Annotated in this window: 23 protein-coding genes; 15 read left to right on the top strand and 8 right to left on the bottom strand. The window is 67.3% G+C overall.

Going from position 1 to position 25,482, the window contains the following annotated elements; translation table 11 throughout:
* Window positions 1–205 precede the first annotated feature (205 nt).
* From DPV74_RS14705 to DPV74_RS14685, 5 genes are all read left to right on the top strand, one after another.
* Complete coding sequence (locus DPV74_RS14705) at window positions 206–1,114, top strand: LysR family transcriptional regulator (RefSeq protein WP_027792894.1); 909 nt, start codon at window positions 206–208, stop codon at window positions 1,112–1,114.
* A 22-nt stretch (window positions 1,115–1,136) separates the two neighbouring features.
* On the top strand, window positions 1,137–1,811 hold the full coding sequence (locus DPV74_RS14700) for a response regulator transcription factor (RefSeq protein ID WP_119337458.1): 675 nt from the start codon (window positions 1,137–1,139) through the stop codon (window positions 1,809–1,811).
* Between the two features lie 157 nt (window positions 1,812–1,968).
* Window positions 1,969–5,223, top strand: coding sequence for an efflux RND transporter permease subunit (locus DPV74_RS14695; RefSeq protein ID WP_060174503.1), 3,255 nt, complete (start codon window positions 1,969–1,971; stop codon window positions 5,221–5,223).
* Window positions 5,213–6,418, top strand: a complete 1,206-nt coding sequence (locus tag DPV74_RS14690; protein ID WP_119337457.1) for an efflux RND transporter periplasmic adaptor subunit — start codon at window positions 5,213–5,215, stop codon at window positions 6,416–6,418. The genes DPV74_RS14695 and DPV74_RS14690 overlap by 11 nt, the downstream gene beginning before the upstream one ends.
* The gene (locus tag DPV74_RS14685) at window positions 6,411–7,877 is read left to right on the top strand and encodes an efflux transporter outer membrane subunit (protein WP_119337456.1); all 1,467 of its coding nucleotides are present in this window, start codon (window positions 6,411–6,413) and stop codon (window positions 7,875–7,877) included. The genes DPV74_RS14690 and DPV74_RS14685 overlap by 8 nt, the downstream gene beginning before the upstream one ends.
* A gap of 84 nt (window positions 7,878–7,961) precedes the next feature.
* On the opposite strand, the gene DPV74_RS14680 is transcribed toward DPV74_RS14685, so the two are convergent.
* Window positions 7,962–9,137, bottom strand: coding sequence for a porin (locus DPV74_RS14680; protein ID WP_059699635.1), 1,176 nt, complete (start codon window positions 9,135–9,137; stop codon window positions 7,962–7,964).
* A 322-nt stretch (window positions 9,138–9,459) separates the two neighbouring features.
* Here DPV74_RS14680 and DPV74_RS14675 point away from each other — a divergent pair, with 322 nt between their 5' ends.
* A complete protein-coding gene (locus tag DPV74_RS14675; protein WP_119337469.1) occupies window positions 9,460–9,732 on the top strand; it encodes a DUF4148 domain-containing protein in 273 nt (90 codons plus the stop codon).
* A 69-nt stretch (window positions 9,733–9,801) separates the two neighbouring features.
* Window positions 9,802–9,957, top strand: a complete 156-nt coding sequence (locus tag DPV74_RS14670) for a hypothetical protein (protein ID WP_162923038.1) — start codon at window positions 9,802–9,804, stop codon at window positions 9,955–9,957.
* A gap of 60 nt (window positions 9,958–10,017) precedes the next feature.
* Here the strand turns inward: DPV74_RS14670 and DPV74_RS14665 are convergent, their stop codons facing one another.
* The 4 genes from DPV74_RS14665 to DPV74_RS14650 form a co-directional block, all read right to left on the bottom strand.
* Window positions 10,018–10,701 carry a response regulator transcription factor gene (locus tag DPV74_RS14665; RefSeq protein WP_060084764.1) on the bottom strand — a complete coding sequence of 228 codons (684 nt, stop codon included), beginning with the start codon at window positions 10,699–10,701 and terminating at the stop codon, window positions 10,018–10,020.
* A 58-nt stretch (window positions 10,702–10,759) separates the two neighbouring features.
* On the bottom strand, window positions 10,760–12,157 hold the full coding sequence (locus DPV74_RS14660) for a HAMP domain-containing sensor histidine kinase (RefSeq protein ID WP_049096825.1): 1,398 nt from the start codon (window positions 12,155–12,157) through the stop codon (window positions 10,760–10,762).
* Between the two features lie 13 nt (window positions 12,158–12,170).
* A complete protein-coding gene (locus DPV74_RS14655) occupies window positions 12,171–12,848 on the bottom strand; it encodes a response regulator transcription factor (protein WP_021160456.1) in 678 nt (225 codons plus the stop codon).
* A 321-nt stretch (window positions 12,849–13,169) separates the two neighbouring features.
* Window positions 13,170–13,361 carry a hypothetical protein gene (locus tag DPV74_RS14650; protein ID WP_230942831.1) on the bottom strand — a complete coding sequence of 64 codons (192 nt, stop codon included), beginning with the start codon at window positions 13,359–13,361 and terminating at the stop codon, window positions 13,170–13,172.
* A gap of 296 nt (window positions 13,362–13,657) precedes the next feature.
* Between DPV74_RS14650 and DPV74_RS14645 the strand changes: the two genes are divergently transcribed.
* Window positions 13,658–13,963 carry a DUF4148 domain-containing protein gene (locus DPV74_RS14645; RefSeq protein ID WP_059699639.1) on the top strand — a complete coding sequence of 102 codons (306 nt, stop codon included), beginning with the start codon at window positions 13,658–13,660 and terminating at the stop codon, window positions 13,961–13,963.
* A 352-nt stretch (window positions 13,964–14,315) separates the two neighbouring features.
* On the opposite strand, the gene DPV74_RS14640 is transcribed toward DPV74_RS14645, so the two are convergent.
* From DPV74_RS14640 to DPV74_RS14630, 3 genes are all read right to left on the bottom strand, one after another.
* On the bottom strand, window positions 14,316–15,308 hold the full coding sequence (locus DPV74_RS14640) for a LysR substrate-binding domain-containing protein (RefSeq protein WP_027792905.1): 993 nt from the start codon (window positions 15,306–15,308) through the stop codon (window positions 14,316–14,318).
* A 613-nt stretch (window positions 15,309–15,921) separates the two neighbouring features.
* The gene (locus tag DPV74_RS14635; RefSeq protein ID WP_119337468.1) at window positions 15,922–16,794 is read right to left on the bottom strand and encodes a ferritin-like domain-containing protein; all 873 of its coding nucleotides are present in this window, start codon (window positions 16,792–16,794) and stop codon (window positions 15,922–15,924) included.
* A gap of 56 nt (window positions 16,795–16,850) precedes the next feature.
* Window positions 16,851–17,798 (bottom strand): fatty acid desaturase, encoded by a 948-nt coding sequence (locus DPV74_RS14630; RefSeq protein ID WP_119337455.1) that lies wholly within the window; start codon window positions 17,796–17,798, stop codon window positions 16,851–16,853.
* A gap of 418 nt (window positions 17,799–18,216) precedes the next feature.
* Between DPV74_RS14630 and DPV74_RS14625 the strand changes: the two genes are divergently transcribed.
* The 7 genes from DPV74_RS14625 to DPV74_RS14595 are packed head-to-tail and all read left to right on the top strand — an operon-like array spanning window position 18,217 to window position 25,354.
* The gene (locus tag DPV74_RS14625) at window positions 18,217–19,980 is read left to right on the top strand and encodes a fatty acyl-AMP ligase (protein WP_119337467.1); all 1,764 of its coding nucleotides are present in this window, start codon (window positions 18,217–18,219) and stop codon (window positions 19,978–19,980) included.
* Window positions 19,977–20,687, top strand: coding sequence for an ABC transporter ATP-binding protein (locus tag DPV74_RS14620; protein WP_119337454.1), 711 nt, complete (start codon window positions 19,977–19,979; stop codon window positions 20,685–20,687). Before DPV74_RS14625 ends, DPV74_RS14620 begins: the two co-directional genes overlap by 4 nt.
* Complete coding sequence (locus DPV74_RS14615) at window positions 20,659–21,876, top strand: FtsX-like permease family protein (RefSeq protein WP_060349627.1); 1,218 nt, start codon at window positions 20,659–20,661, stop codon at window positions 21,874–21,876. Before DPV74_RS14620 ends, DPV74_RS14615 begins: the two co-directional genes overlap by 29 nt.
* Window positions 21,873–22,613 (top strand): outer membrane lipoprotein-sorting protein, encoded by a 741-nt coding sequence (locus tag DPV74_RS14610; RefSeq protein WP_059523010.1) that lies wholly within the window; start codon window positions 21,873–21,875, stop codon window positions 22,611–22,613. Before DPV74_RS14615 ends, DPV74_RS14610 begins: the two co-directional genes overlap by 4 nt.
* Complete coding sequence (locus tag DPV74_RS14605; protein ID WP_119337453.1) at window positions 22,603–23,922, top strand: hypothetical protein; 1,320 nt, start codon at window positions 22,603–22,605, stop codon at window positions 23,920–23,922. Before DPV74_RS14610 ends, DPV74_RS14605 begins: the two co-directional genes overlap by 11 nt.
* 15 nt (window positions 23,923–23,937) lie before the next feature.
* Window positions 23,938–25,041: a hypothetical protein gene (locus DPV74_RS14600; RefSeq protein ID WP_119337452.1), complete on the top strand. Its 1,104-nt coding sequence runs from the start codon at window positions 23,938–23,940 to the stop codon at window positions 25,039–25,041.
* 58 nt (window positions 25,042–25,099) lie between these two features.
* Window positions 25,100–25,354: an acyl carrier protein gene (locus tag DPV74_RS14595; protein ID WP_006481176.1), complete on the top strand. Its 255-nt coding sequence runs from the start codon at window positions 25,100–25,102 to the stop codon at window positions 25,352–25,354.
* Window positions 25,355–25,482: the final 128 nt, after the last annotated feature.

The raw sequence follows: 25,482 nt of genomic DNA, 5'->3' as shown, positions 1-25,482 counted from the left end.
CGCCCCGCTCGCGCACGCCTCATCCCCCGCCTCGTCCGCCGCTTCCTTAAACGAAATTTCATCCATTCCGCGTCGTTTTTTAAGTGTCCGGCGCCGGCCCGCATCCCATAATCGGCTCGCTACCTTGCCGGTCACGCGCGGCGGCACGCATCGAGCGATGCGTCGGCGGCGCATGCGAACGGTCAATTCTTTCCTTCGGCGGACCATGAACCAACTGCAAGCGATGCGCGTGTTCACGCGTGTAGTCGAGTTGTCGAGTTTCAATCTCGCCGCGCGCCAGCTCGGGATGTCGGCGGCCGCGGTCACGCGCAGCGTCGGCATGCTCGAAGCGCACCTGAACATGCGACTGCTGAACCGGACGACCCGCAGCCTGTCCCTCACCGAGACCGGCCGCGAATATCTCGACGGTTGCCGCTCGATCATCGAGAAGCTCGACGAGATGGAATCGAACCTCGTGCAGGTCACGCGCGACCCGCGCGGCACGCTGCGGATCGCCGCGTCGGCGACCTCCGTCGCGGCCGGCCTCGGCATGCTGCTGTCGGCGTATCGCGACGGGCATCCGCGCGTCCGGTTCGACGTGACCACGTTCGACACGCACGTCGACATGGTCGAGGGCGGCTACGACGTCTGCTTCTGCGACGATCGCCGCCTCGTCAACGCGACCTTCGTGTCGCGGATGCTGACGAGCGTGCGCGACGTCGTCGTCGCGTCACCCGAGTACCTCGCGCGCCACGGCACGCCGAACGACCCCGTCGAACTGAACGAACACAGCCTGCTGACCGTGTCGAACGGCACCGCGCGCAGCTGGGAATTCTCGGACGTCGACGGTTCCTACCGCGTCTACACCGGCAACGCACTGGCCTCGACCGGCAGCATGATGGTGCGGATCGCGGCACTCAATCACATGGGCATCACGCAATTGCCGCACCCGCTCGTCGCCGACGATCTCGCACGCGGCGCGCTGGTGCCGCTGCTCGAACGCTACGAAGTGAACGGCGGCGCGCGCTGCATCTCGATGCTTTACCCGAGCCGCAACCATCTGTCGACCAAGGTCCGCAGCTTCATCGACTACGTGGTCGAACACTATCGCGCGCCCGAGCGCGCCGCCGCCTGATTCCGCCCGGGCCGCTCCGTCCATGCCCCACATCCTGACGATCGAAGACGATCCGCTGATCGCGGATCACATCACCCAGACGCTGCGCGCCGCCGGCCACCAGGTGGACGTCGCGCGCACCGGCCGCGACGGCATGGCCAGGGCGATGAGTGCCGACTACGACGTCGTGACGCTCGACCGCATGCTGCCGGATCTCGACGGGCTCACGATTCTCGCGACGATGCGCGGCGTCGGCCTCGACACGCCGGTGCTCGTGATGAGCGCGATGTCCGACGTCGACCAGCGCATCCAGGGGCTGCGCGCGGGCGGCGACGACTATCTCGTCAAGCCGTTCTCGCTCGACGAGATGTGCGCGCGCATCGACGTGCTGATCCGCCGCCGGCCGCGCGGCGCGCAGGTCGAGACGGTCCTGCGCGCGGGCGAGCTCGCATTCGACCTGGTGCGGCGCCGCGTCACGCTCGGCGCGAGCGAGCTCGCGCTGCTGCCGACCGAATTGCGCGTGCTCGAATTCATGATGCGCCACGCCGGCCGCGTGCTCACGCGCACGATGATCTTCGAGGCGGTGTGGGGCTGCCGCTTCGATCCGGGCACCAACCTGATCGACGTCCACGTCGGCCGCCTGCGCAAGAAGGTGAACCGGCCGGGTGCGGCACCGTTGATCCGCACGATCCGCGGCTCGGGCTACATGCTCGGCTGAATCCGGCCGCCGCCACCTAAAACTTCTTTCATCTTTTTAGCGACCGGCTGTTAGGGGCCGCTCCGCAGAATGCGGTCATCGGCTGCGTATCGGTGTTTTCCCGAAGCCGCGCGCATCCGGCTCTTCTTCACGACGCTTTTGAACGGAGCAGCACCCCATGCTGAAAATTGTCCGGCTCGCGCTCACCCGGCCCTACACGTTCGTCGTGCTGGCGCTGCTGATCCTGATCGCGGGTCCGCTCGCGGCACTCCGCACGCCCATCGACATCTTCCCGGATATCCGCATTCCGGTGATCAGCGTCGTCTGGAACTACGCCGGCCTGCAGCCGGACGACATGTCCGGACGCGTGATCACGTACTACGAACGCACGCTCGGCACGACGGTCAACGATGTCCAGCATATCGAGTCACAATCGTTCCGCGGCTACGGCATCGTGAAGATCTTCTTCCAGCCGACCGTCGATATCCGCACGGCGACCGCGCAGGTCACGTCGATCTCGCAGACCGTGCTCAAACAGATGCCGCCCGGCACCACGCCGCCGCAAATCCTCAACTACAACGCGTCGACCGTCCCCGTGCTGCAGATCGCGCTGACCAGCAACACGCTCGACGAACAGAAGCTGGCGGATTACGCGGTCAACTTCATTCGGCCGCAGCTGCTGTCGGTGCCCGGTGTCGCGATTCCGACGCCGTACGGCGGCAAGTCACGTGAAGTGCAGATCGACCTCGACCCGCAGGCGCTGCAGTCGAAAGGGCTGTCGGCGCAGGACGTCGCGCACGCGCTCGCGCAGCAGAACCAGATCATCCCGGCCGGCACGCAGAAGATCGGCCGCTTCGAATACAACATCAAGCTCAACAACAGCCCGCTCTCGCTCGACGCGTTGAACGACCTGCCGATCAAGTCGGTCGACGGCACGACGATTTATATCCGTGACGTCGCGCATGTGCGTGACGGCTACCCGCCGCAGGGCAACATCGTGCGCGTGGACGGCCGCCGCGCGGTGCTGATGAGTATCCTGAAGAACGGCTCGGCATCGACGCTCGACATCATCGCGGGCGTGAAGGCGAAGCTGCCGCTGGTCGAACAGACGCTGCCGCCGGGCCTGAAGCTCGTCACGATGGGCGACCAGTCGACCTTCGTGAACGGCGCCGTCAGCGGCGTGGCGCGCGAAGGCATCATCGCCGCCGCGCTGACGTCGCTGATGATCCTGCTGTTCCTCGGCTCGTGGCGCTCGACGCTGATCATCGCCGCGTCGATCCCGCTGGCCGTGCTCTCGGCGATCGCGCTGCTCGCGGCGACCGGCGAAACACTCAACGTGATGACGCTCGGCGGCCTCGCGCTCGCGGTCGGGATTCTGGTCGACGACGCGACGGTGACGATCGAGAACGTGAACTGGCACCTCGAACAGGGCAAGGACACGCGCACCGCGATCGTCGACGGCGCGAAACAGATCGTGATGCCGGCGCTCGTCTCGCTGCTGTGCATCTGCATCGTGTTCGTGCCGATGCTGATGCTCGACGGCATCTCGCGTTTCCTGTTCGTGCCGATGGCGAAGGCGGTGATCTTCTCGATGATGTCGTCGTTCGTGCTGTCGCGCACCTTCGTGCCGATGCTCGCGCAATACCTGCTCAAGCCGCACGCGTCGGCCGGCCATGCGTCGGGCGAGCTCGCGGCGATCATGGATTCGCATGCAGGCCATGCCGGCGCGCACGACGCGCCGCCGTCGCGCAATCCGCTGGTGCGCTTCCAGCGTGCATTCGAGCGCCGCTTCGAGTCCGTGCGCGCGTCGTACCGGATCCTGCTGGGCCTCGCGCTCACGCGCCGCAAGCCGTTCGTCGTCGCGTTCCTGTGCGTGGTGGCCGCGTCGTTCCTGCTCGTCCCGTGGCTCGGCCGCAACTTCTTCCCGACGATCGACTCGGGCGAGATCTCGCTGCACGTGCGTGCGCCGGTCGGCACGCGTGTCGAGGAAACCGCCGCCGAGTTCGACCGTATCGAAAACACGATTCGCGGCGTGATCCCGCCCGCGCAGTTGCGCGAAGTGGTCGACAACATCGGCCTGCCGAACAGCGGGATCAATCTGACCTACAACAACAGCGGCACGCTCGGACCGCAGGACGGCGACATCCTGATCTCGCTGTCGCACGACCACGCGCCGACCGCCGACTACGTGCGCGAGCTGCGCGAACGCCTGCCGCGCGCCTATCCGGGCACGACGTTCTCGTTCCTGCCCGCCGACATCGTCAGCCAGATCCTCAACTTCGGCGCACCGGCCCCGGTCGACCTGCAGGTGGCCGGCCCCAACCAGCAGGCCAACCTCGCTTATGCGCGCGAGCTGTACCGCAAGCTGCGCCTGATCGCCGGCGTGGCCGACCCGCGCATCCAGCAGGCCAGCACCTATCCGCAGTTCACGGTGGCGGTCGACCGGACGCGTGCCGACCAGCTCGGCATCACCGAGCAGGACGTGACGAACTCGGTGGTCGCGACGCTCGCGGGCACCAGTCAGGTCGACCCGACCTACTGGCTCAATCCGCGTAACGGCGTGTCCTATCCGATCGTCGCGCAGACGCCTCAGTACCGGATGACCACGCTGTCGGCGCTGCAGAACCTGCCTGTCACCGGCGCGAACGGCCAGTCGCAGCTGCTCGGCGGTCTCGCGACGATCACGCGCGGCGTCGGCAACGCGGTGGTGTCGCACTACAACATCGAACCGCTGTTCGACATCTACGCGACCACCCAGGGCCGCGACCTCGGCGCCGTCGCCGCCGACATCGGCAGCATCGTCAAGGCCACCGCGAAGGACCTGCCCAAGGGCTCGACCGTCACGCTGCGCGGCCAGGTGCAGACCATGAACAGCGCGTTCACCGGCCTGCTGCTCGGGCTGGCGGGCGCAATCGTGCTGATCTACCTGCTGATCGTCGTGAACTTCCACTCGTGGGCCGATGCGTTCGTGATCGTCTCCGCGCTGCCGGCGGCGCTGGCCGGCATCGTCTGGATGCTGTTCACCACGCACACACCGATGTCGGTGCCCGCGCTCACCGGCGCGATCCTGTGCATGGGCGTGGCCACCGCGAACGCGATCCTCGTCGTCAGCTTCGCGCGCGAGCGCCTCGCCGAAACCGGCAACGCGCTCGCCTCGGCGCTCGAAGCCGGCTTCACGCGCTTTCGCCCCGTGCTGATGACCGCGCTCGCGATGATCATCGGCATGGCGCCGATGGCGCTCGGCCTCGGCGACGGCGGCGAGCAGAACGCGCCGCTCGGCCGCGCCGTGATCGGCGGCCTCGCGTGCGCGACGATCGCGACACTGTTCTTCGTTCCCGTCGTGTTCAGCCTCGTGCATCGGCGCGATGCGCTGAAACACGACGCACCCCGCGCTTCCTTCCCTTCCGCGTCCGGAGCTTCCCATGTCCACTGAGATCGAAATCAAGTCGCCGAAACGGCTGCCCAACCTCAAGCTCGTCGCCACGATCGCCGCGCTGGTCGCGGTCGGCATCGTGACGGCCGGCATCGCAGGCCGCGCGCACGCGAAACAGGAAATGACCCGATGGTCCGCCGATCAGGCGGTGCCAACCGTGGTCGCCTACACGCCGACGACCGGCGGCGACGGCGCCGCGCTCGTGCTGCCCGGCCACCTGTCCGCGTTCGAAAGCGCGCCGATCCATGCGCAGGTGTCGGGCTACCTGCATGCGTGGTACACCGATATCGGCGCGCACGTGAAGTCGGGCCAGCTGCTCGGCCTGATCGACACGCCCGAGCTCGACCAGCAGCTTCAGCAGGCGCGCGCCGACCTGCAGAGCTCGCTCGCCAACGAGAAGCTGGCCGCGTCCACGGCCGCGCGCTGGACCAGGATGCTCGCGCAGGATTCCGTATCGCAGCAGGAAACCGACGAGAAGACCAGCGACCTCGCCGCCAAGCAGGCGATCGTCGCGGCCAACGAGGCCAACGTGCGGCGTCTCGACGCGCTGGAGGCGTTCAAGCGCATCGTCGCGCCGTTCGACGGCGTCGTCACCGCGCGCAAGACCGACATCGGCCAGCTGATCTCGGCCGGCGGCGGCGCCGGCCCCGAACTGTTCGCCGTGTCCGACGTGCACCGGATGCGCGTCTACGTGAGCGTGCCGCAGAACGAGGCCGCCGCGATCCGCCCCGGCATGAGCGCGACGCTGACCGTGCCCGAGCATCCGGACGAGACCTTCCATGCGACGCTCGCCGACACCGACGATTCGATCGCCAATTCGACCGGCACGCTGCTCGTGCAGCTGATGGTCGACAACCGCGACGGCAAGCTGATTCCGGGCGAATACACCGAGGTGCATTTCGCGCTGCCGGCCGGCAGCAGCCACGCGTTGACGATTCCGGCCAGCTCGCTGATCTTCCGCCAGGCCGGCCTTCAGGTCGCCGTGGTCGGCAAGGACGATCGCGCGGTGCTCAAGCCCGTCACGATCGCGACCGACCTCGGCACGCACGTGCAGATCGCGACCGGCCTCGCGCCCGACGATCGCGTGATCGACAACCCGCCCGACTCGCTGTCCGCGGGCGACCGCGTCCGGCTCGCGACGCCGGCCGGCACCGTCGCGGCGGCCGTGCGCGACACGGAGCGTGCGAATGGCTAACCCGCGTCGGCTCTGCGCGATGCTCGCCAGTATCGCGTTCCTCTCCGCCTGCTCGTTCGCGCCCGTCTATCATCCGCCGCAGACCACGCTGCCTGCCCAATTCAAGGAAGCGGGCGGCTGGCAGCCGGCACAGCCGGCCGACCGCATCGCACGCGACGGCTGGTGGAAGGCGTTCCGCGATCCGGTGCTCGACCGGCTCGAAGCGCGGGTGGCGGCCGCCAACCCCGACGTGGCCGCCGCGGTGGCCCGCCATGACGAAGCCGGCGCGCTGTTCGATCAGGCGCGCGCGGGGCTGTTCCCGACCATCGGCCTCGGCGCGCAGGTCTCGAGCAACCGGCAATCGGCCACGCGCCCGCTGCGCGGCGCGAACCAGCCGAACGTGTACGGCTCGAACACGCTCGACGCCGGCTTCGACTACGACCTCGACCTGTGGGGCAAGGTGCGCAACGAGGTCGCGGCCGGGCGCGCGAACGCGCAGGCCAGCGCCGACGATCTCGCATCGGTGCAGCTGAGCCTGCAGGCCAGCCTCGCGAACGCGTACTTCAACCTGCGCGGGCTCGACCAGCAGCAGCAGTTGCTGTCCGACACGATCGACACGTACCAGCGTGCGCTGAAACTCACGATGAGCCGGCACGCGGGCGGCATCGCATCCGATCTCGACGTCTCTCGCGCGCAGACGCAGCTCGACTCGGCCCGCGCGTCGGCCGAGGACGTGCGGGCACGGCGCGCGCTGTACGAGCACGCGATCGCGACGCTCACCGGCGTACCGGCCTCGTCGTTCGCGCTCGCGCCGGACCTGAGCGTGGCGTATCTGCCCGCGATCCCGGCCGGCATTCCCGCCACGCTGCTGCAACGGCGGCCCGACGTCGCGGCCGCCGAACGCCGCATGGCGGCCGCCAACGCGCAGATCGGCGTGGTGCGCGCGGCGTTCTTCCCCGACATCACGCTCGGGCTGATCGGCGGATACCAGAGTTCGGGGCTCGGCCATTGGCTCAGGGCGCCGAACGAGATCTGGTCGATCGGGCCCAGCCTCGCGCTCACGCTGTTCGACGGCGGCCGCCGCCAGGCGCTCACGGCCCAGGCGCACGCGCAGCTGGCCGAGAACGGCGCGAAATACCGCGCGGTGGTACTCGACGCGTGCCAGCAGGTGGAAGACAACCTCGCACTCACGCACCATCTCGGCGACGAAGCCGATCGTCAACAGGAAGCGCTCGACGCGGCCGAACGCACGTTGCAGTTGTCGATGTCGCGCTATCGGGACGGCGTCGTCAGCTATCTCGACGTGGTGACCGCACAGACTACCGAGCTCGAGACGAAGGTGGCGATGCTGGAACTGAATACGCGCCGGCAGTTGGCGGCGGTCGGGTTGATCGCGGCACTGGGCGGAGGGTGGTCGGCCGACGAAGCAGCGTCCGGCGCGAAAGCGCCGGTCGCGACGCCGGCGCGTTCGACGACCTGAGCCCGTTGCGGCACGTGGGGAGCGTGTCGCGTTTGGATGCACCCGTCATCGCGACGGGTGCTTTTTTTTCGCGGGCCCGGCCGGTCAGAACTTGTGACGGATGCCGGCCGCGACCACCGCCTGGCGATCGTTGCCCGACGCGGCCAGATTGAAGATTCCTGCGTTGCCGAGCACCGCGACACCGTCCGCGCCCGTCACGCGCTGATACACGCCTTCGAGATAGAGATCGGTACGGCGCGACAGCGCATAGTCGGCCTGCAGCATGAACTGATTCCACTTCGGCGCGATGCTGCGGCCCGCATCGTCGAAGCGGCCCTGCGTGAACGTATACGAGCCGCCCAGCGAGAAGGCCGGCGTCAGGAAGTAGCGCCCGTTCAGTTCGTAGTTGCTGAAGGTCAGCAACTGGCCGTTCACGGTGCCGTACGCGCCGCCCTGCGACAGTTCGCGCGGGTCGTTCAGGATCGTTCTCGTATAGACGAAGCCGATCGTCGCATGATCGAACGCATAGTGCGCGCCGGCGCCGAACGTGCGCCAGCGTCCGCCCGCGAGCATCGCATCGCCGTCCGAGCTGCTCAGCGATCCGCCGGTGTTCTTCGGCGCATTCACGCCGCCCGGCTGGTTCGACTGCAGGTACGCCACGCCCACGTCGAGCGGACCATTCGCATACCGCGCGCCGACGCTGTACGCGTTGTTGTTGCTGAACCCGCCGCCCTGGTTGCTGAAGCCGTACGCGCCGCCGAACGTGAAGCCGCCGTAGTCTGCGCTGCGGAACTTCACCGCGTTGTTCATCCGCGTGTCGTTGGCGAGGTTGTCGTTGTCGTACGGGTGATCGGCGAGGTTGCCGCCGAATCCCGAGCCCGTCGCCGACAGCGGCGCGACGAAGTCGACCAGGAAATCGTATTGCCGGCCGAGCGTCACCGTGCCCCATTGGCGGCTCGCGAGACCGACCCAGGCCTGACGGCCGAACTCGTCGCCGCCGTTGCCGAACTTGCCGTTCGCGACGTTGAAGCCGTTCTCGAGGGTGAACACGGCGGCCAGGCCGCCGCCGAGATCCTCGTTGCCGCGCAGCCCCCAGCGCGACGTGCTGACGTTGCCGCTCTGCACGCCGTAAGCGGGCCCCGCGCCGGCCGCCGATTTCTGGTTGCTGATGTAGTCCAGGCCCGCGTCGATCGTGCCGTACAGCGTGACGCTGCTCTGTGCATGCGCCGCGCCTGCAAGCAGGCACGCGACCGCTGCCGGGATTGCCAGAAGTTTCTTCATGATGGTTTCGCTAGAGTGGATCGGTCTTCTCGCATCGCCGGCCGGTGTGGAACGGCCGCTCCGTCCGCGATGCGATGGCGCACAATTTAGGCAGCGGGCGTGACAGCGCCGTTATCGAAACGGCCCGAAAAATGAAACCTTCTTCATCCTCGCGATACGCCGCATTCATGTCCGTGCGGAACGCGCCGGCGCATGAATTTCTTTTCACGTTGCGTATGCCGATCCGATAGCCCCCCTCCCCTATGCTTGTCCTCAACCCGACGCGCGGCATCGACTGGCCGTGCCGGGGATGATCCAGTCAATCATCATGAGGATTCCGAACATGAAAACCGCCACGATCGTCGCTTCCACGCTGCTCGCCGCGTGTGCCGCGCTGTCCGTTCCCGCGTTCGCGCAAACGAGTACCCAGGCGACGCAAATGACGCCGGCCGCCACCAAGGACGGCGTGCCCGGCGCGCAGGCCGCCGGCCAGTGGGTGCCGCCGTACGGACAGCCGATCCACGAGAAAACGCGTGCCCAGGTCTACGCCGAACTCGTGCACGCCGAACAGGACGGGCAGATCAAGTACCTCGACTCCACGCTCTATTCGCATTGATGCGCACCGCCGCGCGGCCGGGCGTGCTGCCCGGCGCGCGCCGCCCACCTCTCGCATCACCCGTCATTCATGAAGCTTCGTCCCTTGCTCGTTCGTTCCGCCCGCGTTGCGCTCGTCGCGATCGCGGCCGGCGTGATGCTGTCCGGCTGCGCCGGCGCGCAACCCGACGGCCCCGGCGATTGCGTCGGCCCGCCCGATTTCTGTGTGCCGTTCTTCGGCTCGTAAACGCACGACGGGCGCGCTGCCATCGGCAACGCGCCCGTTCGTACAGGGGGGGCCGCGCGGTTATGCGTCCGGCAGCGTCACCTGGTAGCCGTAGCGGCTCACCGTATCGATCCGGACATCGGGCAGATGCCGCGCGAGCTTGCGGCGCAGCCGCGACACCACGAGATTGACGCTCGATGGATCGACATCGTCCTTGTCCTGCCACACATACCGGATCAACTGGTCGCGCGGCACCGGCGCGTTCGGATGGCGCATCAGGCATTCGAGCAGCAGGCATTCGCGCCGCGTCACGGCGAGGCGCAGCTTGCCGTCCTTGAGTTCGCGCGCGAGCGTCTCCAGCATGGACACCGCCGCGACCGGCCCTTCCGGGTCGCGCGGCCCGGCCAGCCGCTGCAACGCCTGCAGGCGCTCGTGCAGCTCGATGAACGAATACGGCGCGCCGAAACACGCATCGGCACCTGCGTGCAGCACGCGGATGCGCTCGCGCGCCGACGCCTGGCCGATCAGCACCACCAGTGCCGCACCACCGCCGTCGGCGACGAAACGCGGCAGCATCGCGATCAGCGCGGCATCGCTGCCCGGCTCGAACGCGGTCGCGACGATCGCGTCGAACGTCTCCTGCGACGCGAGGAACAACCCGTCGCGCAGATCGTCCGCACGCTGCAGGCTGTGCCCGCTCTCCTGCAGCGCCTTGTACAGCCACGCTGCTTCCGGGTGCGGCGAAGTCACGAGCAGCACGCGCATCGTCAGCCCCCTTCGCGGCGGCAATGCGCGCGCACGTGCAGCCGGATGCGGACAACCGTCATGCGAGCGACCTCGGCCAGCATTCGATCGTCACGCGCGTACCCGGCTCGGCATTGCCGATTCGCAGCGTGAAGTCGTGCACGTTGACGACCGTCGACACGATGCTCAGGCCGAGCCCGGCCCCGGCGAGGTGCCCGGTGCGGCGGCTGCGGTAACGATGCTGCAGCACGGCCTCGCGCTCGTTCGCCGCGATGCCCGGGCCGTTGTCGACCACGTCGATGCGCGGACCGGACGGCGTATCGTGAAGTTCGAGGCGCACGGTGTCGCCCGAGGTCGTGTACTTGAGCGCGTTGTCGAGCAGGTTCGTGAGCGCCTCGAACAGCAGCGCACGATCGCCGTGAATCCGCGCGACCGGTTCGACCAGCACGACGAAATGGATGGCACGGCTGTCGGCGAGCGGCTCGAACAGTTGCCCGACGTCCGTGACGAGATCTTCCAGCGCGAGTTCGGCGAACCCGCCGCGCCGCTGCAGCGACCCGATTTCGGCGATGCGCAGCATCGCGCGAAACCGGCTGAGCAGCACGTCGGTCTCGTTGCGTGCGCGGGCGACGAGCGTCGCCAGCGCGGCATCGTCGAGCCCGTCCGCGCGCTCCGCCGCATGCGCAAGCAGCGTATGCACGTGCGCGAGCGGCGTGCGCAGGTCGTGCGCGATGCCGTCGCAGACGCCCTTCACCTCGTTCATCAGGCGCTCGACTTCCTCGAGCATGTGATTGACCAGATGCGACAGCAGGTCGATCTCGTCGTGGCCGCCGATCGGCAGCCGCTGCCCGAGGTCGCCCTGCGCGATGCGCTGCGTGATGCGCCGGACTTCCTTCAGGCGCCGCATCTGCCGCACGCTGAGAATCAGGCCGCCGACGACGCCCGCGCCCAGGCAGAACAGGCCGCCGCCGACCAGCGCCTGGATGATCGCCGCGCGAATCCGCAGGATGTGCGTCAGGTCGCGCCCGAGCACCAGCACGTCGCCGTTGGCGCGCCGCTCCGCCATCGTGCGGACGACCGGCGGCACCTGGTCGCCCGCGATCGTCATCGTGTGGTCGAGCGTCACGCCGGTGCGATCCGGCCGGATGCCGTCGGGCATGGCCAGCACGTCGCCGGCGACATGCCTGCCGTCGGCCGTGAAGAGCCCGTAGTAGTTGGTGTGCATCCGCTCGTGCTCGATCCGGTGCTGGATGGCCGCGGCAAGCTGGTTGTCCTGGAGCGAATCGAAGTAGATCATCTGCCAGTCGATCACCACGTCGGTTTCGCGTTCCATGTCGTGCGTGATGATCGATGCGATGAAGCCGAGCAGCAACATCACCGACACGGAAAACGTCACCGCGTAGACCGACACGAGCCGGAACGTGCTGGAATACCAGTGACGCTTCGGCGCCGGCTGGACGTGATCCGTCGAGGACATCAAGGTTGCGGACTCAGCCAAGGATGTAGCCCGCGCCGCGTACCGTCTGGATCATCTGCTTCGCATCGGGCGGATCGATCTTCTTGCGCAGCCGGCCCATGTGCACTTCGATCAGGTTGGTGCCTGGATCGAAGTGATAGCCCCATACGGCCTCGAACAGCATCGTGCGCGTGATGGTCTGGCCGGCATTGCGCATCATGTATTCGAGCACGCGGTATTCGGTCGGCAGCAGCGCGATTTCGTCGCCGTCGCGAAACACCTTGCGCGAAATCAGGTCGAGCCTGAGCGGGCCGACGGTCAGCGTCGTGGCGAACGGCGCCGGCGCGGTCTGGCTCCGGCGCAGCAGGACCTCCAGGCGCGCCGCCATTTCCTCGGGATCGAACGGTTTGGTCAGGTAATCGTCGCCGCCCGCACGCAGGCCGCGCACGCGTTCGTCGACATCGCCGAGCGCGCTCAGCATCAGCACCGGGGTGCGCACGCCGACGCTGCGCATCGTGGTCAGGATCGTGAGGCCGTCGACGACCGGCAGCATGCGGTCGAGCGTGATCACGTCGAACTCGTTGCCGAGCGCGCGGGCCATGCCGTCGCGGCCGTTCGCCACCCATTCGACCGTGAAGCCGCGCCCTTGCAGTTCCCTGACTATTTCGTTCGCGGTGATTTCGTCGTCTTCGATCGTCAGTACGTGCGCGATGGCCGTACCGCTCTCGGCCGGCCGGTCGGGCAGGGCCGGCGTGTTACCGGGGGAAACTGATGATGCCATTTACGATTCTCGTCTTCAGCGAAGGGACGCACGCGCTTCGACACCCGAAGGGCGAGCGCGTTCGGATGGAGACTACACGCGCGCGCGTAAATCGTGCGCGTCGACTTCATGAAGAAAGTTTCATATACGGCGGCAACGCCCGCCGGGGCTACCGGCGCGCGTTGTTGCGACAGGATGCCGCACGGCCCTTCGCCTTCGCGCACGGACGGTTGCAACCGATCGCGTCGAAAGGTATCGGTAAAGAATCGCGCATCAGCTTCGGTGCGGCTCCGCGCCGGGCTGGTCGACGCGATGCGAAGCGACACGATGTGCCGCGTTCTCCACACGCTGCGTGCGCTCGACCTTCTCGTGCGCGAGCGTCACGTCGGCAATCGCGAGCCCGGTTCCCTGCACCTTCGCGAACGCCAGCACCGGTGAGCACACCAGCGCTATGAGCGCGGCCATCCTGACGGTCTCTTTCATTGCATTACCCCGATGCGGGCCGCGCCGTGCGCAGCGTCGATTGATCACGGGTTCGACGATACGCCCGCACGGCTAACCGTTCGGTCGCGCGTGCATGAAGGTTTCTTTAAGGTTCGATGCGTACGACGACGATCGCCTCCGCGCGCCGTCGATCCGGATAAAACTAGTTTCATCTTCGCGCGGCCGTTTCGATAGTTCACGGTGCCTAACCTGTGTCGTGAGGTCGACGTTGGCAATCCACCGTACGGCCGGTTCCCAACGCTTCCCAGGAGTCGAAGATGAAACATCCCGCCCGTTACCTCGCCTGTTCCGCGCTGCTCGTGATGAGCTTCGCCGCGCATGCCGCGCCGACGCTCACGCCGGCGCAATGCCACGACTATCCGTTCGTGCATACGCACGGCCCGGTCTCCCACCGGCAACTGATCAACGAGCTGAACGAGCTGGAATCCGTCGGCTACAACCCGTCGTCGGGCGACGAGAGCAGCTATCCGGACGATATCGATTCGGCGCAGGCGCGCCTGATGAACGAGTATCAGAAGGATTGCGCGGGCGCGGCCAACACCGTCGCGTCGAACGGCAACTGACTCGCCACCGGCGAACGATCTCCGAGTTTGCGCGCGTGCCTCGCGGCCGCGCGTTTTTTTTCGTCGATGCCGTGCACGCTACGCGACCGTTTTTTCCAACGACGGGCGGATCGCGACGGAAGGCAACGTCGTGATCGTGAACGTCGCCGGACGCACGGCGATCGGCACGATCGATTTCACCGGGTACAACGTGCCGCCGCGATCGCGTGTTGTCCCCGTATGGCAAGCACGCACGCGCTCGTGATCGGCTTCAACGTGTCGGTGTCGCTGTTCGGCGGCACGACGCCGCTCGTCACCGCATGGCGCGTCAATCACACCGGCGTCGCGCGCGGCGGCACGCCGCGTACCCGTCCTATCCGACGCGATACATCGGCAGCACGTTGCTGCCGGCCGCTTCCTGGCCCGACGCGAGCGGATGGTGCGCCTGTTCGAGCAGCCAGTTGGTCAGCACCGCGATGTCGAACTCGTTGCACGCATCCGGGTTCTGCACCAGCACGTAACTGCCCGATGCGACCGTGCAGTGCGCGAACAGCTCGACGAGCCGGCCCTGCTTCAGCAGCCCGTCGACCAGCGGCCGCCGCCCGATCGCGATGCCGTGCCCGTCGACCGCCGCCTGCACCAGCTGGTCGTACTGGCTGAAATGCAGCGCGCCGGCGGGCCGCAGGCGCGGCACGCCGAGTTCCTTCAGCAGATGGCTCCACCCGTGCCACGGCCATTCGCAGCGCGGATCGTCGAGATGCAGCAGCACGTGCTTTTCAAGATCCTCCGGCTTCATCGACGCCGCGTCGCCCGCCGTCGCCATCAGGCTCGGGCTGCAGACCGCCACGACGCGCTCGCGAAACAGCACGTCCGTATCGTCCGTCGACGTATACGGCCCCGCATATCGCACGGCCAAATGCAAACGTTTGCGCTTGAGATCTTCAATTTCGCTCGTTGCCGATACGCGCACGTCGATGTCGGGGTAGCTTGCGCGGAACGAACCGAGGCGCGGAATCAGCCACAGCGCCGCGAACGATACGGTCGTCGACAACGAGATCGCGCGCTGTCCCACGCTCGACGACAGCTTGCCGATCACCGATTCGAGGTCGGACAACGCGAACGAGATCGCGTCGTACAGCTCCCGCCCCTTGTCGGTCAGCGTCAGCGATCGAATGTGCCGGTGAAAGAGCTCGATCCGGAGCTGCTCCTCGAGTGCCTTGACCTGCCGACTCACGGCAGATTGCGTGACGTTCAGTTCCTGCCCGGCGCGTGTAAAGCTCAAATGACGCGCCGCGCATTCGAAGCCTCTCAGGAAATCCAGCGAAGGCATACTTCTCAATCGTTTTGCCAATCTCACATTAGCCATACCGCCGCCTCAAAGTTGCACCCATCGACAGGCAAGTCGCCTTTCGTTCCCCTGAATCGTTTCTCCTATTTGGATTCGGAAGCGATTTTATATTGAAGAATGGATGCTGATCATTCTTATTTTCAATCGTGACACTCGTATTTATCTATCGATTTTAGTCGGCCCGATATTCTTACATTAACATTATTAAGTAGTGGTTTTGTAAATAAATATCCGGGTGGAATGACGCGAGGAATGGCCGAGAAATACCCACCAAAACATGGCATTGCGGGCAAAAATCGATGGCACGGCGGACATCTCGGCGCCACACCGGAATCGCGCCTCGTGCCTACAATACAATTTCAATCACCCGACATATCATTTCATTTGCCGCATTACGGAAAGAAAACACACGCCAACATACACGCGAAATACCATTTAAATCCTGAATTTCATGTTTATGAAAATATACTAAACGCATGAAATTCGATTGAATCATGCAATAACAGGAAATTGATGAACCCATTATGTCCGGAAATGAATATCCCGCCGGCCGGATACGGGACACCGTGCGCACTACGCCATCTTGCCGGCCGGAATCGGTTCCGCCCAAGCTGGACGGGGCACGCATCCGCTATACGCCGTCCACCACGCCATCCGCCACACGGTTCGTCCGCGCGGTCACTTCGCGGCGATAGCGGTTCAGCTCCTGCGCGGTCGTGAACGTGCGCCCGAACAGGATCGACAGGTTGTGCAGGATCCGCTCGACGACCTTCTTTTCCCACTCGCCGTCGAACCGGATCTGCTCGTCGAGCCAGCGCTCGAGCCATTCCGGATCGGGCACGCGCGACTGCACGGTATCGCGCGGGAACAGCGCCTGGTTCACGTGCAGGTTGGTCGGGTGCAGCGGCTTCTCGGTGCGGCGCGCCGACGCCATCAGCACGCCGATCTTCGCGAACGCCGCGCGCGCGACGTCGCCGCAGTCGTTCAGCGCCTTCTTCATGTAGCGCAGGTAGGCGCCGCCATGGCGCGCTTCATCGCGCGAAATCGTTTCGTAGATCTGCTTGATGACCGGCTCGGTATGCCAGTCGGCCGCGCAGCGGTACCAGTGGTTCAGGCGGATCTCGCCGCAGAAGTGCAGCATCAGCGTCTCGAGCGGCGGCGCCGGGTCGAATTCGAAGCGCACCGCGTGCAGTTCCTCTTCGGTCGGCACCCTCTCCGGCCGGAAGCGGCGCAGGTATTCCATCAGCACGAGCGAATGCTTCTGCTCCTCGAAGAACCACACGCTCATGAACGCGGAAAAGTCGCTGTCGTGCCGGTTGTCGCGCAGGAACATCTCCGTCGCGGGCAACGCCGACCATTCGGTAATCGCGTTCATCCTGATCGTCTCGGCCTGCTCGTCGGTGAGCAGCGAAGCGTCGAACCGGTTCCACGGAATATCCTTCTCCATGTCCCAGCGCACCGCTTCCAGCGACCTGAATAATTCCGGATAGAGCATCGTCGTCACCGTCGTTGAACAACGTTCCGGCACGGCACGCAAGCAGGCGGCCGGCCCCGTCGCGGTCATGCCGATTGCGTGGACGCCGGCGCCGCCGCTTCGGTATCGGGCGCACGCTCGTCCGCATCGTCGTCCACCGTGCGCGGCGCCAGCCTGCCGCGCAGCAGCGCGTAATAGAACTGCCGGTACGTGCGGTGGTAATAGCGGATGCGCGGCCCGATCGCGCCATGCAGGTCGTGCAGCCGCTCGATCGGCAGGTTCGGCATCATGTGATGCTCGACGTGATAGTTGTTGCCGTTCGTGAACCACGTCATGAACGCGTTGCTCTCGATCGTCCGCGTGTTGCGGAACGGGTCGGTGCTCGTCAGGTCGCAGCGGTAGTGCTCGGGCATCTCGACCAGCGCATGCACGGGCGCGGCGACGAACACCAGCGGCACAACCCACACCCACACGGCAAACCACGTGTGCAGCGCGACCGACACGCCGGCCAGCAGCGCGATCGCCGCGACCATCAGCAGGTGATCGCGGCGGATCGCGCGCGACACGAGCGGGTTGTCGCCGAAGCGCGCCCCCGGCACGACGAGCTTCGCGACGTTCTTCGCGAACTGGATATAGTGCGCGGCCATCGACAGCCGCCACGCCCACAGGCCGAGATTGACGACGGGGCTCGCGCCGTACTGGTCGCCGTAGTCGAAGAACTCCTTGTTCTCGGGCGTGCCGAGCAGCCGGTGATGACGCAGGTGGCTGTCCTGGTACGCGTGGAACGACACCAGCATCGGCATGCCGAGCAGCACGCCGAACACCATGTTGAGCCGCTTGCTCCGGAACCCCTGGTAGTGCAGCGCCTGGTGCTGCAACTCGACGCCGTGTGCGTACATCGCGCCGATCAGCAGGATCCCGACGATCTTCAGGATCACATACGTCGACAGCGCGAACAGCATGCCGTGCGCAACGAGCGCGACGTATACCGCGAGCTTCAGCGAGAAGACGACGCCGCTCGGACGGCTCTTCATGTCTGCAACCGGTTTCTGACGGGCGACAAGCGATGAGGTGACGGACAAGACGCTCTCCTTGAGCCGGACCCTGCCCGGCGCCATGACACGGCGACGCTGGCGCGCTGCCGGGTTGCAATTCTTCTGTGAGTCGATGCTTCGGACAAACGAATTTTCCGAACGCATTGCATGACGCCCGCGCATGAGCGCACCACATCGTGAACTAGACGACCGGTCGAATGCGTACCGGCCATTCACCCGGCGCGGATTCACATGCACACGTGCGGGGCAGACACGAGTGGATGCGTAGCGCTCATGCATAGCCTGCAAATATTCCGTTTGTCGTGTCATGTCGATCCGGCAAGAATCCCCCTCACTCGACGAACGGCGCCGCCGGCACCGTGGCACGAGCGGCCGTGTTCCTCAACGGGAGATTCTCGTGACGAAGTGCGCATCCACCATTCATCGCCTGATCGAATCGCTCGAGGACGTCGCGGGCGCCACGCATCGCATGACGTTCGTCGACGAGGCAGGCAACGAGGCAGGCATCACGTACCGGCGCTTCGCGGAAGAAGTGTTTCACCAGGCCGGCGCGCTGCGTGAACTCGACGTGCGCGAGAACGACCTGGTAATGCTCGCCTTGCCCGCATCGGTCGAGCACGCGGTCGCGATGATGGCCTGCGTGATGACGGGCGCGCTGCCCTGCACCGTGCCCGTTCCCGCGCGCCGCGCCACCGCCGGCAGGCAAGTGATCGACGTCGCGTGCGAGCTGTATCGGCCGCGCCTCGTCATTGCCGCCGACGCACAGGCCGCCGCGTGGCACGACGACGCGTTTCCCGCGGCATCGACGCGCGTGGTCGATCTCGACACGCTGTCGATCGCCGCGGATGCCGGCGCGCGCGCACTGATCAGCGCGAAGAGCGGCCACGACCCGCATCACGTGCAGCTCACGTCGGGCTCGACGTCGCACCCGAAAGCCGCGGTGCTCAGCCACGAGAACGTGATCGCGAACGTGCTCGGCATCGGCGGGTCGGTCCGCTTCGACATCGCGGCCGGTGACGGCACCGCCTCGTGGCTGCCGCTCTATCACGACATGGGGCTGCTCACGCTGCTGTCGAACCTGCACTACCGCGCGCCGCTGCTGATGATGCAGCCGAACAGCTTCATCCGGAATCCGCTCGGCTGGCTGAAGCGCATCGCGTCGGCGCGCGCGACGACGACGTCGGTGCCGACCTTCGCGCTGCGCTACTGCGTGCGCCGCTTCAACGCCGCCGCGATGGAAGGCGTCGACCTGTCCGCGTGCCGCAACATCTTCATCGGCGGCGAACGCGTGGACGACGCGACGCTGCGCGACTTCGCCGCGACGTTCGCGCCGTATGGCCTCGCGGCATCGGCGCTGCAGCCGTGCTACGGGATGGCCGAATCGACGCTCGCGGTATCGATGCATCGTGCGTGGCATGAAGGCACGGTGGACGGCGCACCGTACGTGATCGCCGACACGCTCGACCGGCGCGCGCTGATCGAGCGCCGCGACGCGCAACCGGCCGCCGCGAACGACGGCGCCGACACCGAGACCGAAACCGTGCTCGCGATGGGCACGCCGATCGACGGCATGGCCTTCCGGATCCTCGACGACGGCGACCACGCCCTCGCGAACCGCGCCGTCGGCGAAGTCGCGATTCGCGGCACGTCGGTGATGCTCGGCTACCTGAATCCCGACGACGGCTCGATCGCCGCGCCGCTGACGGCCGACGGCTGGTTCCGCACCGGCGACATCGGCTACGTCTCGGACGGCCAGCTCCATATCCTCGGGCGCAAGAAGGAAGTCATCATCATCCGCGGCAGCAACTACTTCCCGCACGACATCGAGGAAGCGCTGGCATCGCATCGCACGCTGCGCAAGAGCACGTGCATCGCGTTCGGGCTGCCCGACCCGGAGACGGGCACCGAGCGGCTGGTCGTCGCGATCGAGGCGCGGCCCGCCGATGCGACACCGCAGACGCGCGCCGAGTGCCAGCAGCTGCTCGCGTCGCGCATCGGCTTCGCCGCGCAGGATCTGTGCTTCGTCGAGCCCGGCTCGTTGCCGCGCACCACGAGCGGCAAGCTGCAGCGCCTGAAATGCCGCGACCTCTATGCGAACGGCGCGCTGCCTGTCATCCACGCAGCGGCGGCGGTCGAAACCGGCCAGGGAGCGTACGCATGACGGCCGCCCCGCTCACGCCGGTGCTCGAGCTGCGCGACGTCACGCGCGTGTACGAGGGCGCGGGCCGCGTCGTCGCGGTGCGCGACGCGACCATCTCGATCGGCCCGCGCGACGTCGTCGCGCTCGTCGGCCCGTCGGGCAGCGGCAAGAGCACGCTGCTCAACCTGGCCGGCTTTCTCGACATGCCGAGCAGCGGCGAACGCTGGCTCGAAGGCCATCGGATCGACGACGCGCCGGACACGCTCGAACGGATCCGCCGCGAGCGCATCGGCTTCGTGTTCCAGCAGTTCAACCTGATTCCGGTGATGTCGGCGCTCGAGAACGTCGAACTCGGCTGCTTCGCGTGGGGCACGCCGCGCACGCGCCGCGAGCGCGCCCGCGCGATGCTCGACGCGGTGGGGCTCGCCGCGCGCGAACGCCACCGCCCCGGCGAGCTGTCCGGCGGCGAGCAGCAACGGGTCGCGCTGGCGCGCGCGCTCGCCAAGGAGCCGGCGATCGTGATCGCGGACGAGCCGACCGCCAGCCTCGACAGCACCAACGCGCGCGCGGTGGCCGAGCTGATCCTCGACACCAACCGCACGCTGGGCACCGCCTTTCTGATTGCGTCGCACGACGATCGTCTGTGCGCGCACCTGCCGCGCCGCATCGAGATGCGCGACGGCGTACCGGGAGTGAATCGTGAACTGGTCGACGTTTGCGTGGCGTAACCTCTGGCGCAACAAGCGCCGCACCGTGCTGACGATGGCGATGATCGGCGTCGCCGCGTTCGCGTCGAGCCTCGCACTCGGCTACGTGATCGCGACCTTCGACGCGGTGCGCGAAGGCTCGATCGACAGCGGCGTCGGCCACGTGCAGGTGCTGCACCACGGCTATCTCGACCTGATCGGCGAACGGCCGCTGCAGTACGGGCTGACCGCCGACGAGCAGGCTGCCGCCGCGCGCGCCGTCGCCGCGCTGCACGGCGTCGCCACCACCGCGCGCGGCATCGACTTCGACGGGCTGATCTCGAACGGCGATCTCAGCTACGGCTTCGTCGGCGAAGGCATCGAGCCGAACCGCGAGCCGCCCGGCTTCTTCGACTATCACACGGTGCTGTCGGGCCGCTACCTGTCGCCCGCGAATGCCGGCACCGAAGTCGTCGTCGGCGCCGAACTCGCGCGCAAGCTCGGCGTGCACGTCGGCTCGGTCGTGCAGTTGATGGCCTCGACCGCGCACGGCGGCATCAACGCGACCGACGCGCAGATCGTCGGCGTGATGAGCACGGGCAACAAGGACGTCGACGAACGGATCGTCGACGTGACGTTCGCGGCCGCGCAGGCGCTGCTGCGCACCGACCGCGCGTCGCGCATCGCGGTGTTCCTGTCGGACACGGCGCACACGCCGTCCGCCGCCGCGACGCTGCGCGCCGCGCTGCCCGCGCTCGACGTGAAGACCTGGGACCAGCTCGTGTCGCTCTATCACCAGGTCGTCGCGCTGTACAAGAACCAGTTCTCGGTGTTCGGCGCGATCCTGTGCGTGACGATCCTGCTGTCGATGAGCAACTGGATCCTGATGAGCATCGTCGAGCGCCGCCGCGAGATCTCGACGCTGCGCGCGCTCGGCGTGCCGGCCGCGACGGTGCGCGGCGTGTTGATCCAGGAGACCGCGTTCCTCGGCCTGCTCGGCGCGGCCGCCGGCATCGCGGTGGCACTGCTCACGATGGTCGCGCTCAACCACGCGCAGATCCACCTGCCCGCGCCGCCGGGCCGCGTGAAGCCGATCCTGCTCGAATTCACGGTCTCGCCGGCCGCCGTGGCCGCCGTCGAAGGCGCGTTCGTCGTGCTCGGGGTGGCCGCCGCGCTGCTCGCGACGCTCGGGCTCGCCAAACGCAACATCCTCGAAGGACTCGCCCCATGAACCGCATCCGCCTGATGGCCGCCGCGCTCGTCGCGTGCGCGCCGCTCGCCCACGCAGCCGACGCACCGGCGGCCCAGACCATGCTTGCCCGTGCCGACGCGTACCGCAGCACGGCCGCCGATACGCAGACGAACATCCAGATCACGAACGAGGTCGGCGGACAATCCGGCGACGCGACGCGCTATCTCGTCTACACGCGCGGCAACGGCGACACGCTCGCGCTGACGCGCAGCGGCGAGAACGACGGCCAGAAGTATCTCGCGACGACGCGCGGCCACTGGTTCTACGTGCCGAACACGCGCAGCGCGGTACGCATCAACGGGATGCAGCGGCTGCAGGGCGAGGTCGTGATCAGCGACATCACGCGCACGCACTGGGCGGACAGCTATCGCGCGTCGGCCGCGCCCGGCGCGACGACGATCGCCGGCAAGCCGGCCACCGAGCTCGACCTGACCGCGACCGATCCCGACAACGTCTACCCGACGATCAAGCTGTGGGTCACGCCCGACACCGACGTGCCGGTGCGCGCGCAGTTCTTCCTCGCGAGCGGGCTGCTGTTCCGCAGCGCCGATTTCTCCGCGCCGGTCGATGCGAACGGGCGCAAGGTGATCCGCAAGATCACCTATCGCAACGAGATCGAGAAGCAGCGCGCGAGCGTCGTCGACATCCTCGACGGCCAGCCGCGCAAGATTCCGTCGGGCTGGTTCAACCCCGACACGCTTGCCGATGGCCAGTGACCACGACGCCCATGCCGACGCCCGTCGTGACCGCCCTCGTCCCTCGCCCAGCCGCCTCCGGCGCGGCGTCGTACTCGCCGTTCCGCTCGCGCTCGGCTGCACGCTCGCGCACGGAGAATCGCTGATGGAACAGTTGAGCACGCTGAACGGCATCGCCTACGCACGCTCGGTCGACAGCATGGACGGTCATGCGCTGCTCGGCAGCCTGATCGGCGACCAGCCGCGCAACCAGCAGGAAGCGGGCCTGCTCGCGCGCATCGACGGCGAGAACCTGTTCCTGAACGCACGCGCCGTCGCGAGCAACCATTCGCTCGGCGCGCAGGCCACCCGCTTCAACGAGGCCGGCGTGCGCTACGCATTCGACAACGGCATCACGCTCACCGCCGGCAAGCGGATCGACCCGCTCGACACGTCGCAGGCGTTCTTCCCGCTCGGCTTCTTCCAGAAGCGGGCCGCGACCGCCGACATCTACGACCGCTACGGCGACGTCGAAGGCACGCCGCTCGTCGAAGCGAAATGGGCCGGCGAACAGGCCACGCTGCAGTTCATCGCCGGCGAGAACCGCACGCTGCGCAACGACGTCGACAACCGCGACGTGCAGGGCGCGACGCAGCTCGTGCGCGGCGCGTACAACTGGTCGGGCGGCTCGGCCGCGCTGCTCGCCGGACGTCATGCGGGCCGCGGCGGCGCGGGCGCGACGCTGTCGTTCGACGTCGCACGCTCGAACACCGTTTATGCGAGCGCGTGGCTCGAACGCGGCACGACACGGCCGCTGCCGGCCTTCATCGCGAACGGCACGCCGCTCGATTCGCCGGCCGCGTACGACGCCGTCGATCGCCGCAACGACCGCCAGGTCATGTGGCGCAGCGCGGTCGGCATGCAGAGCGCCTTGCCCGGCAACCTGTCGCTGATCGTCGAGTGGTCGCACGACGAGGCGCGTTACGACGCGAACCAGTGGCGCCGGATGGTCAGCGCAGTGCGCGCGAACAACGCGCTGCTGCCCGTCGCGCCCGGCCCCGCGCTGGCCGGCCTCGGCGGCACCGCCGATTTCGTGAGCGTCGACGGCAACCTGCGCGACTACCTGTTCGCGCGGCTCGGCAAGAAGATCGGCCGCGTCGAGTATTCGCTGCGCGGCGTGTATTCGCCGCAGGACAAGGGCCTGCTCGCAATCGCCCAGGTCGTCGCCGACGTGAACAAGCGCGTGAGCGTCGATGTCGCGCTCACCCGCGCGTTCTCCGACAGCAACTCCGAGTACCGGATGGTCGGTCTCGGCACCCGTATCGACGCCGCCGTGCGCGTGCGCTTCTGACAGGAACCCCGCCCCATGTCCACGCTTTCCGCCCCCGCTTCGTCCGCCGACCTGCCGCCGCCGCTGCTGCTGCGCGTGGCCGACCAGGCCGCGTATCCGGTGCTGCGCCACCTCGACACGATCGGCACCATCGGTACGCCGCCGCGCGCGGCCGCCCGGCTCGTCGAGGCGGCCGCCGTGCGGCTGCTCGACAGCGAGATGGTGATCGCGCTGCGCGCTGCGACGCCGGACGTGCTGCCCGATTCGTCCGCGTCGACGCCGCTGCGGCACGACGAGGCGCCGCTCACCGAAGCGCTGCTCGGCCAGATCGAACGCGAAGGGTTTCATCACCTGTTCAAGCCGTTCATGCGCGCGTTCATCCGCATCATGTTCGGGTTGTTCTTCTCCGACGACCAGAACCGTCGCGCATGCGACTGCATCGACAGCGGCCACAACTTCGCGTTCCTGATGAGCGACGGCGGCGGCCCGACCCTCGCCGCCTGGCGCACGGTCGTGCGCAGCGACGACTCGGGCCTCGCGCTCACCGTCGACAAGGTGTGGGGCATCGAAGCGCATCGCGACTGCATGGCGGTCGTCGCCGCGCGGCTGCCGGGCGTGATGTTCCCGGCCGCGTACCTCGTGTGGCCCGACGAGTACCGCAAGCTCAAGCGCACGACCTGCGGCGCGCCGTTCCTGGCGGGCAACCTGCAGCTCGCGAACGTCGGCGGCCAGGTGCGCGTGAGCGCCGAGGATCGCCTGCGGATCGGCGGCCCGACCGTGTTCAACAAGTACCTGACCGTCGTGCGCCCCTACTTCGTCCGCGCGCTGATGGCGCACGTCGAATGGCTCGCGCAAACCGGCCGCGTCGAACTCGACGCCGACGCGCGCGCCGTCCACCGCTTCATCGCGGACGCCGCGCGCAGCCAGACCGACGACGCGCACTACAGCTTCGGCAAGGTGCAGCGCGTGCTCGCGATCAAGCTGCTGTCGAACGAGTTCCTGACGGCGCTCGTGCGCGACGGCCGGGTCGCGACGTTCGACGACCAGCGCGACCTGCTGGCGTTTTCGAAGATGGAAGGCAGTTCGTACCGTTGTTATCACGAGCTTCGCAAGAGCCTGCGCTGCGAAGCCGGCAGTTGACCCACGCGACAGGCCGATCGATCCCGATCAACCCACTTCATTACCAGGAGCTCCTCTCATGACGACCCAGAACGTTCCGGCCGACGCGCTCGACATCCTGTCCCGCGAAGTCGCGAAGATCCTCAATGTCGAGACCGTCGACACCGATGCCGGCATCGGCGAACTCGGCATCGATTCGCTGAACATCGTCGAGCTGATCGTGTTCTGCGAACAGCTCTACGGTTCGATCGACCCGGAAGCGCTGAACATCACGCAGTACACGACGCTGCAGCAGCTCGACGCGCAACTGCGCAGCCAGCAGCACGCCGCCTGACACGACGATGCTCGCGCCCCTTGCGACCGTGGCGGCCGCCGCCGCCGAGCCGCTCCCGGTGGCCCCGGCGACCGCGCTGACCGTGCAGGCGCTCGCATACCGGCGCGTCGCGCCGTCACGCGACGGCG

The sequence above is a fragment of the Burkholderia sp. HAN2018 genome (assembly GCF_024704855.1).
GTDB lineage: Bacteria > Pseudomonadota > Gammaproteobacteria > Burkholderiales > Burkholderiaceae > Burkholderia > Burkholderia cepacia.
Note: the sequence above shows the minus strand (reverse complement) of the source record. Positions and strands in the feature narration are given on the sequence as shown.

Excerpts from the sequence above, each read along its gene's own strand:
- DPV74_RS14665 (WP_060084764.1), bottom strand. The coding sequence starts at position 10,701 with ATGCGCGTGCTGCTCGTGACTTCGCCGCACCCGGAAGCAGCGTGGCTG.
- DPV74_RS14700 (WP_119337458.1), top strand. The coding sequence starts at position 1,137 with ATGCCCCACATCCTGACGATCGAAGACGATCCGCTGATCGCGGATCAC.
- DPV74_RS14605 (WP_119337453.1), top strand. The coding sequence starts at position 22,603 with ATGGCCAGTGACCACGACGCCCATGCCGACGCCCGTCGTGACCGCCCT.
- DPV74_RS14660 (WP_049096825.1), bottom strand. The coding sequence starts at position 12,157 with ATGTCCTCGACGGATCACGTCCAGCCGGCGCCGAAGCGTCACTGGTAT.
- DPV74_RS14595 (WP_006481176.1), top strand. The coding sequence starts at position 25,100 with ATGACGACCCAGAACGTTCCGGCCGACGCGCTCGACATCCTGTCCCGC.
- DPV74_RS14630 (WP_119337455.1), bottom strand. The coding sequence starts at position 17,798 with ATGAAGAGCCGTCCGAGCGGCGTCGTCTTCTCGCTGAAGCTCGCGGTA.
- DPV74_RS14650 (WP_230942831.1), bottom strand. The coding sequence starts at position 13,361 with ATGGCCGCGCTCATAGCGCTGGTGTGCTCACCGGTGCTGGCGTTCGCG.
- DPV74_RS14670 (WP_162923038.1), top strand. The coding sequence starts at position 9,802 with ATGAAGCTTCGTCCCTTGCTCGTTCGTTCCGCCCGCGTTGCGCTCGTC.
- DPV74_RS14620 (WP_119337454.1), top strand. The coding sequence starts at position 19,977 with ATGACGGCCGCCCCGCTCACGCCGGTGCTCGAGCTGCGCGACGTCACG.
- DPV74_RS14600 (WP_119337452.1), top strand. The coding sequence starts at position 23,938 with ATGTCCACGCTTTCCGCCCCCGCTTCGTCCGCCGACCTGCCGCCGCCG.
- DPV74_RS14675 (WP_119337469.1), top strand. The coding sequence starts at position 9,460 with ATGAAAACCGCCACGATCGTCGCTTCCACGCTGCTCGCCGCGTGTGCC.
- DPV74_RS14610 (WP_059523010.1), top strand. The coding sequence starts at position 21,873 with ATGAACCGCATCCGCCTGATGGCCGCCGCGCTCGTCGCGTGCGCGCCG.
- DPV74_RS14645 (WP_059699639.1), top strand. The coding sequence starts at position 13,658 with ATGAAACATCCCGCCCGTTACCTCGCCTGTTCCGCGCTGCTCGTGATG.
- DPV74_RS14690 (WP_119337457.1), top strand. The coding sequence starts at position 5,213 with ATGTCCACTGAGATCGAAATCAAGTCGCCGAAACGGCTGCCCAACCTC.
- DPV74_RS14695 (WP_060174503.1), top strand. The coding sequence starts at position 1,969 with ATGCTGAAAATTGTCCGGCTCGCGCTCACCCGGCCCTACACGTTCGTC.
- DPV74_RS14705 (WP_027792894.1), top strand. The coding sequence starts at position 206 with ATGAACCAACTGCAAGCGATGCGCGTGTTCACGCGTGTAGTCGAGTTG.
- DPV74_RS14640 (WP_027792905.1), bottom strand. The coding sequence starts at position 15,308 with ATGGCTAATGTGAGATTGGCAAAACGATTGAGAAGTATGCCTTCGCTG.
- DPV74_RS14685 (WP_119337456.1), top strand. The coding sequence starts at position 6,411 with ATGGCTAACCCGCGTCGGCTCTGCGCGATGCTCGCCAGTATCGCGTTC.
- DPV74_RS14680 (WP_059699635.1), bottom strand. The coding sequence starts at position 9,137 with ATGAAGAAACTTCTGGCAATCCCGGCAGCGGTCGCGTGCCTGCTTGCA.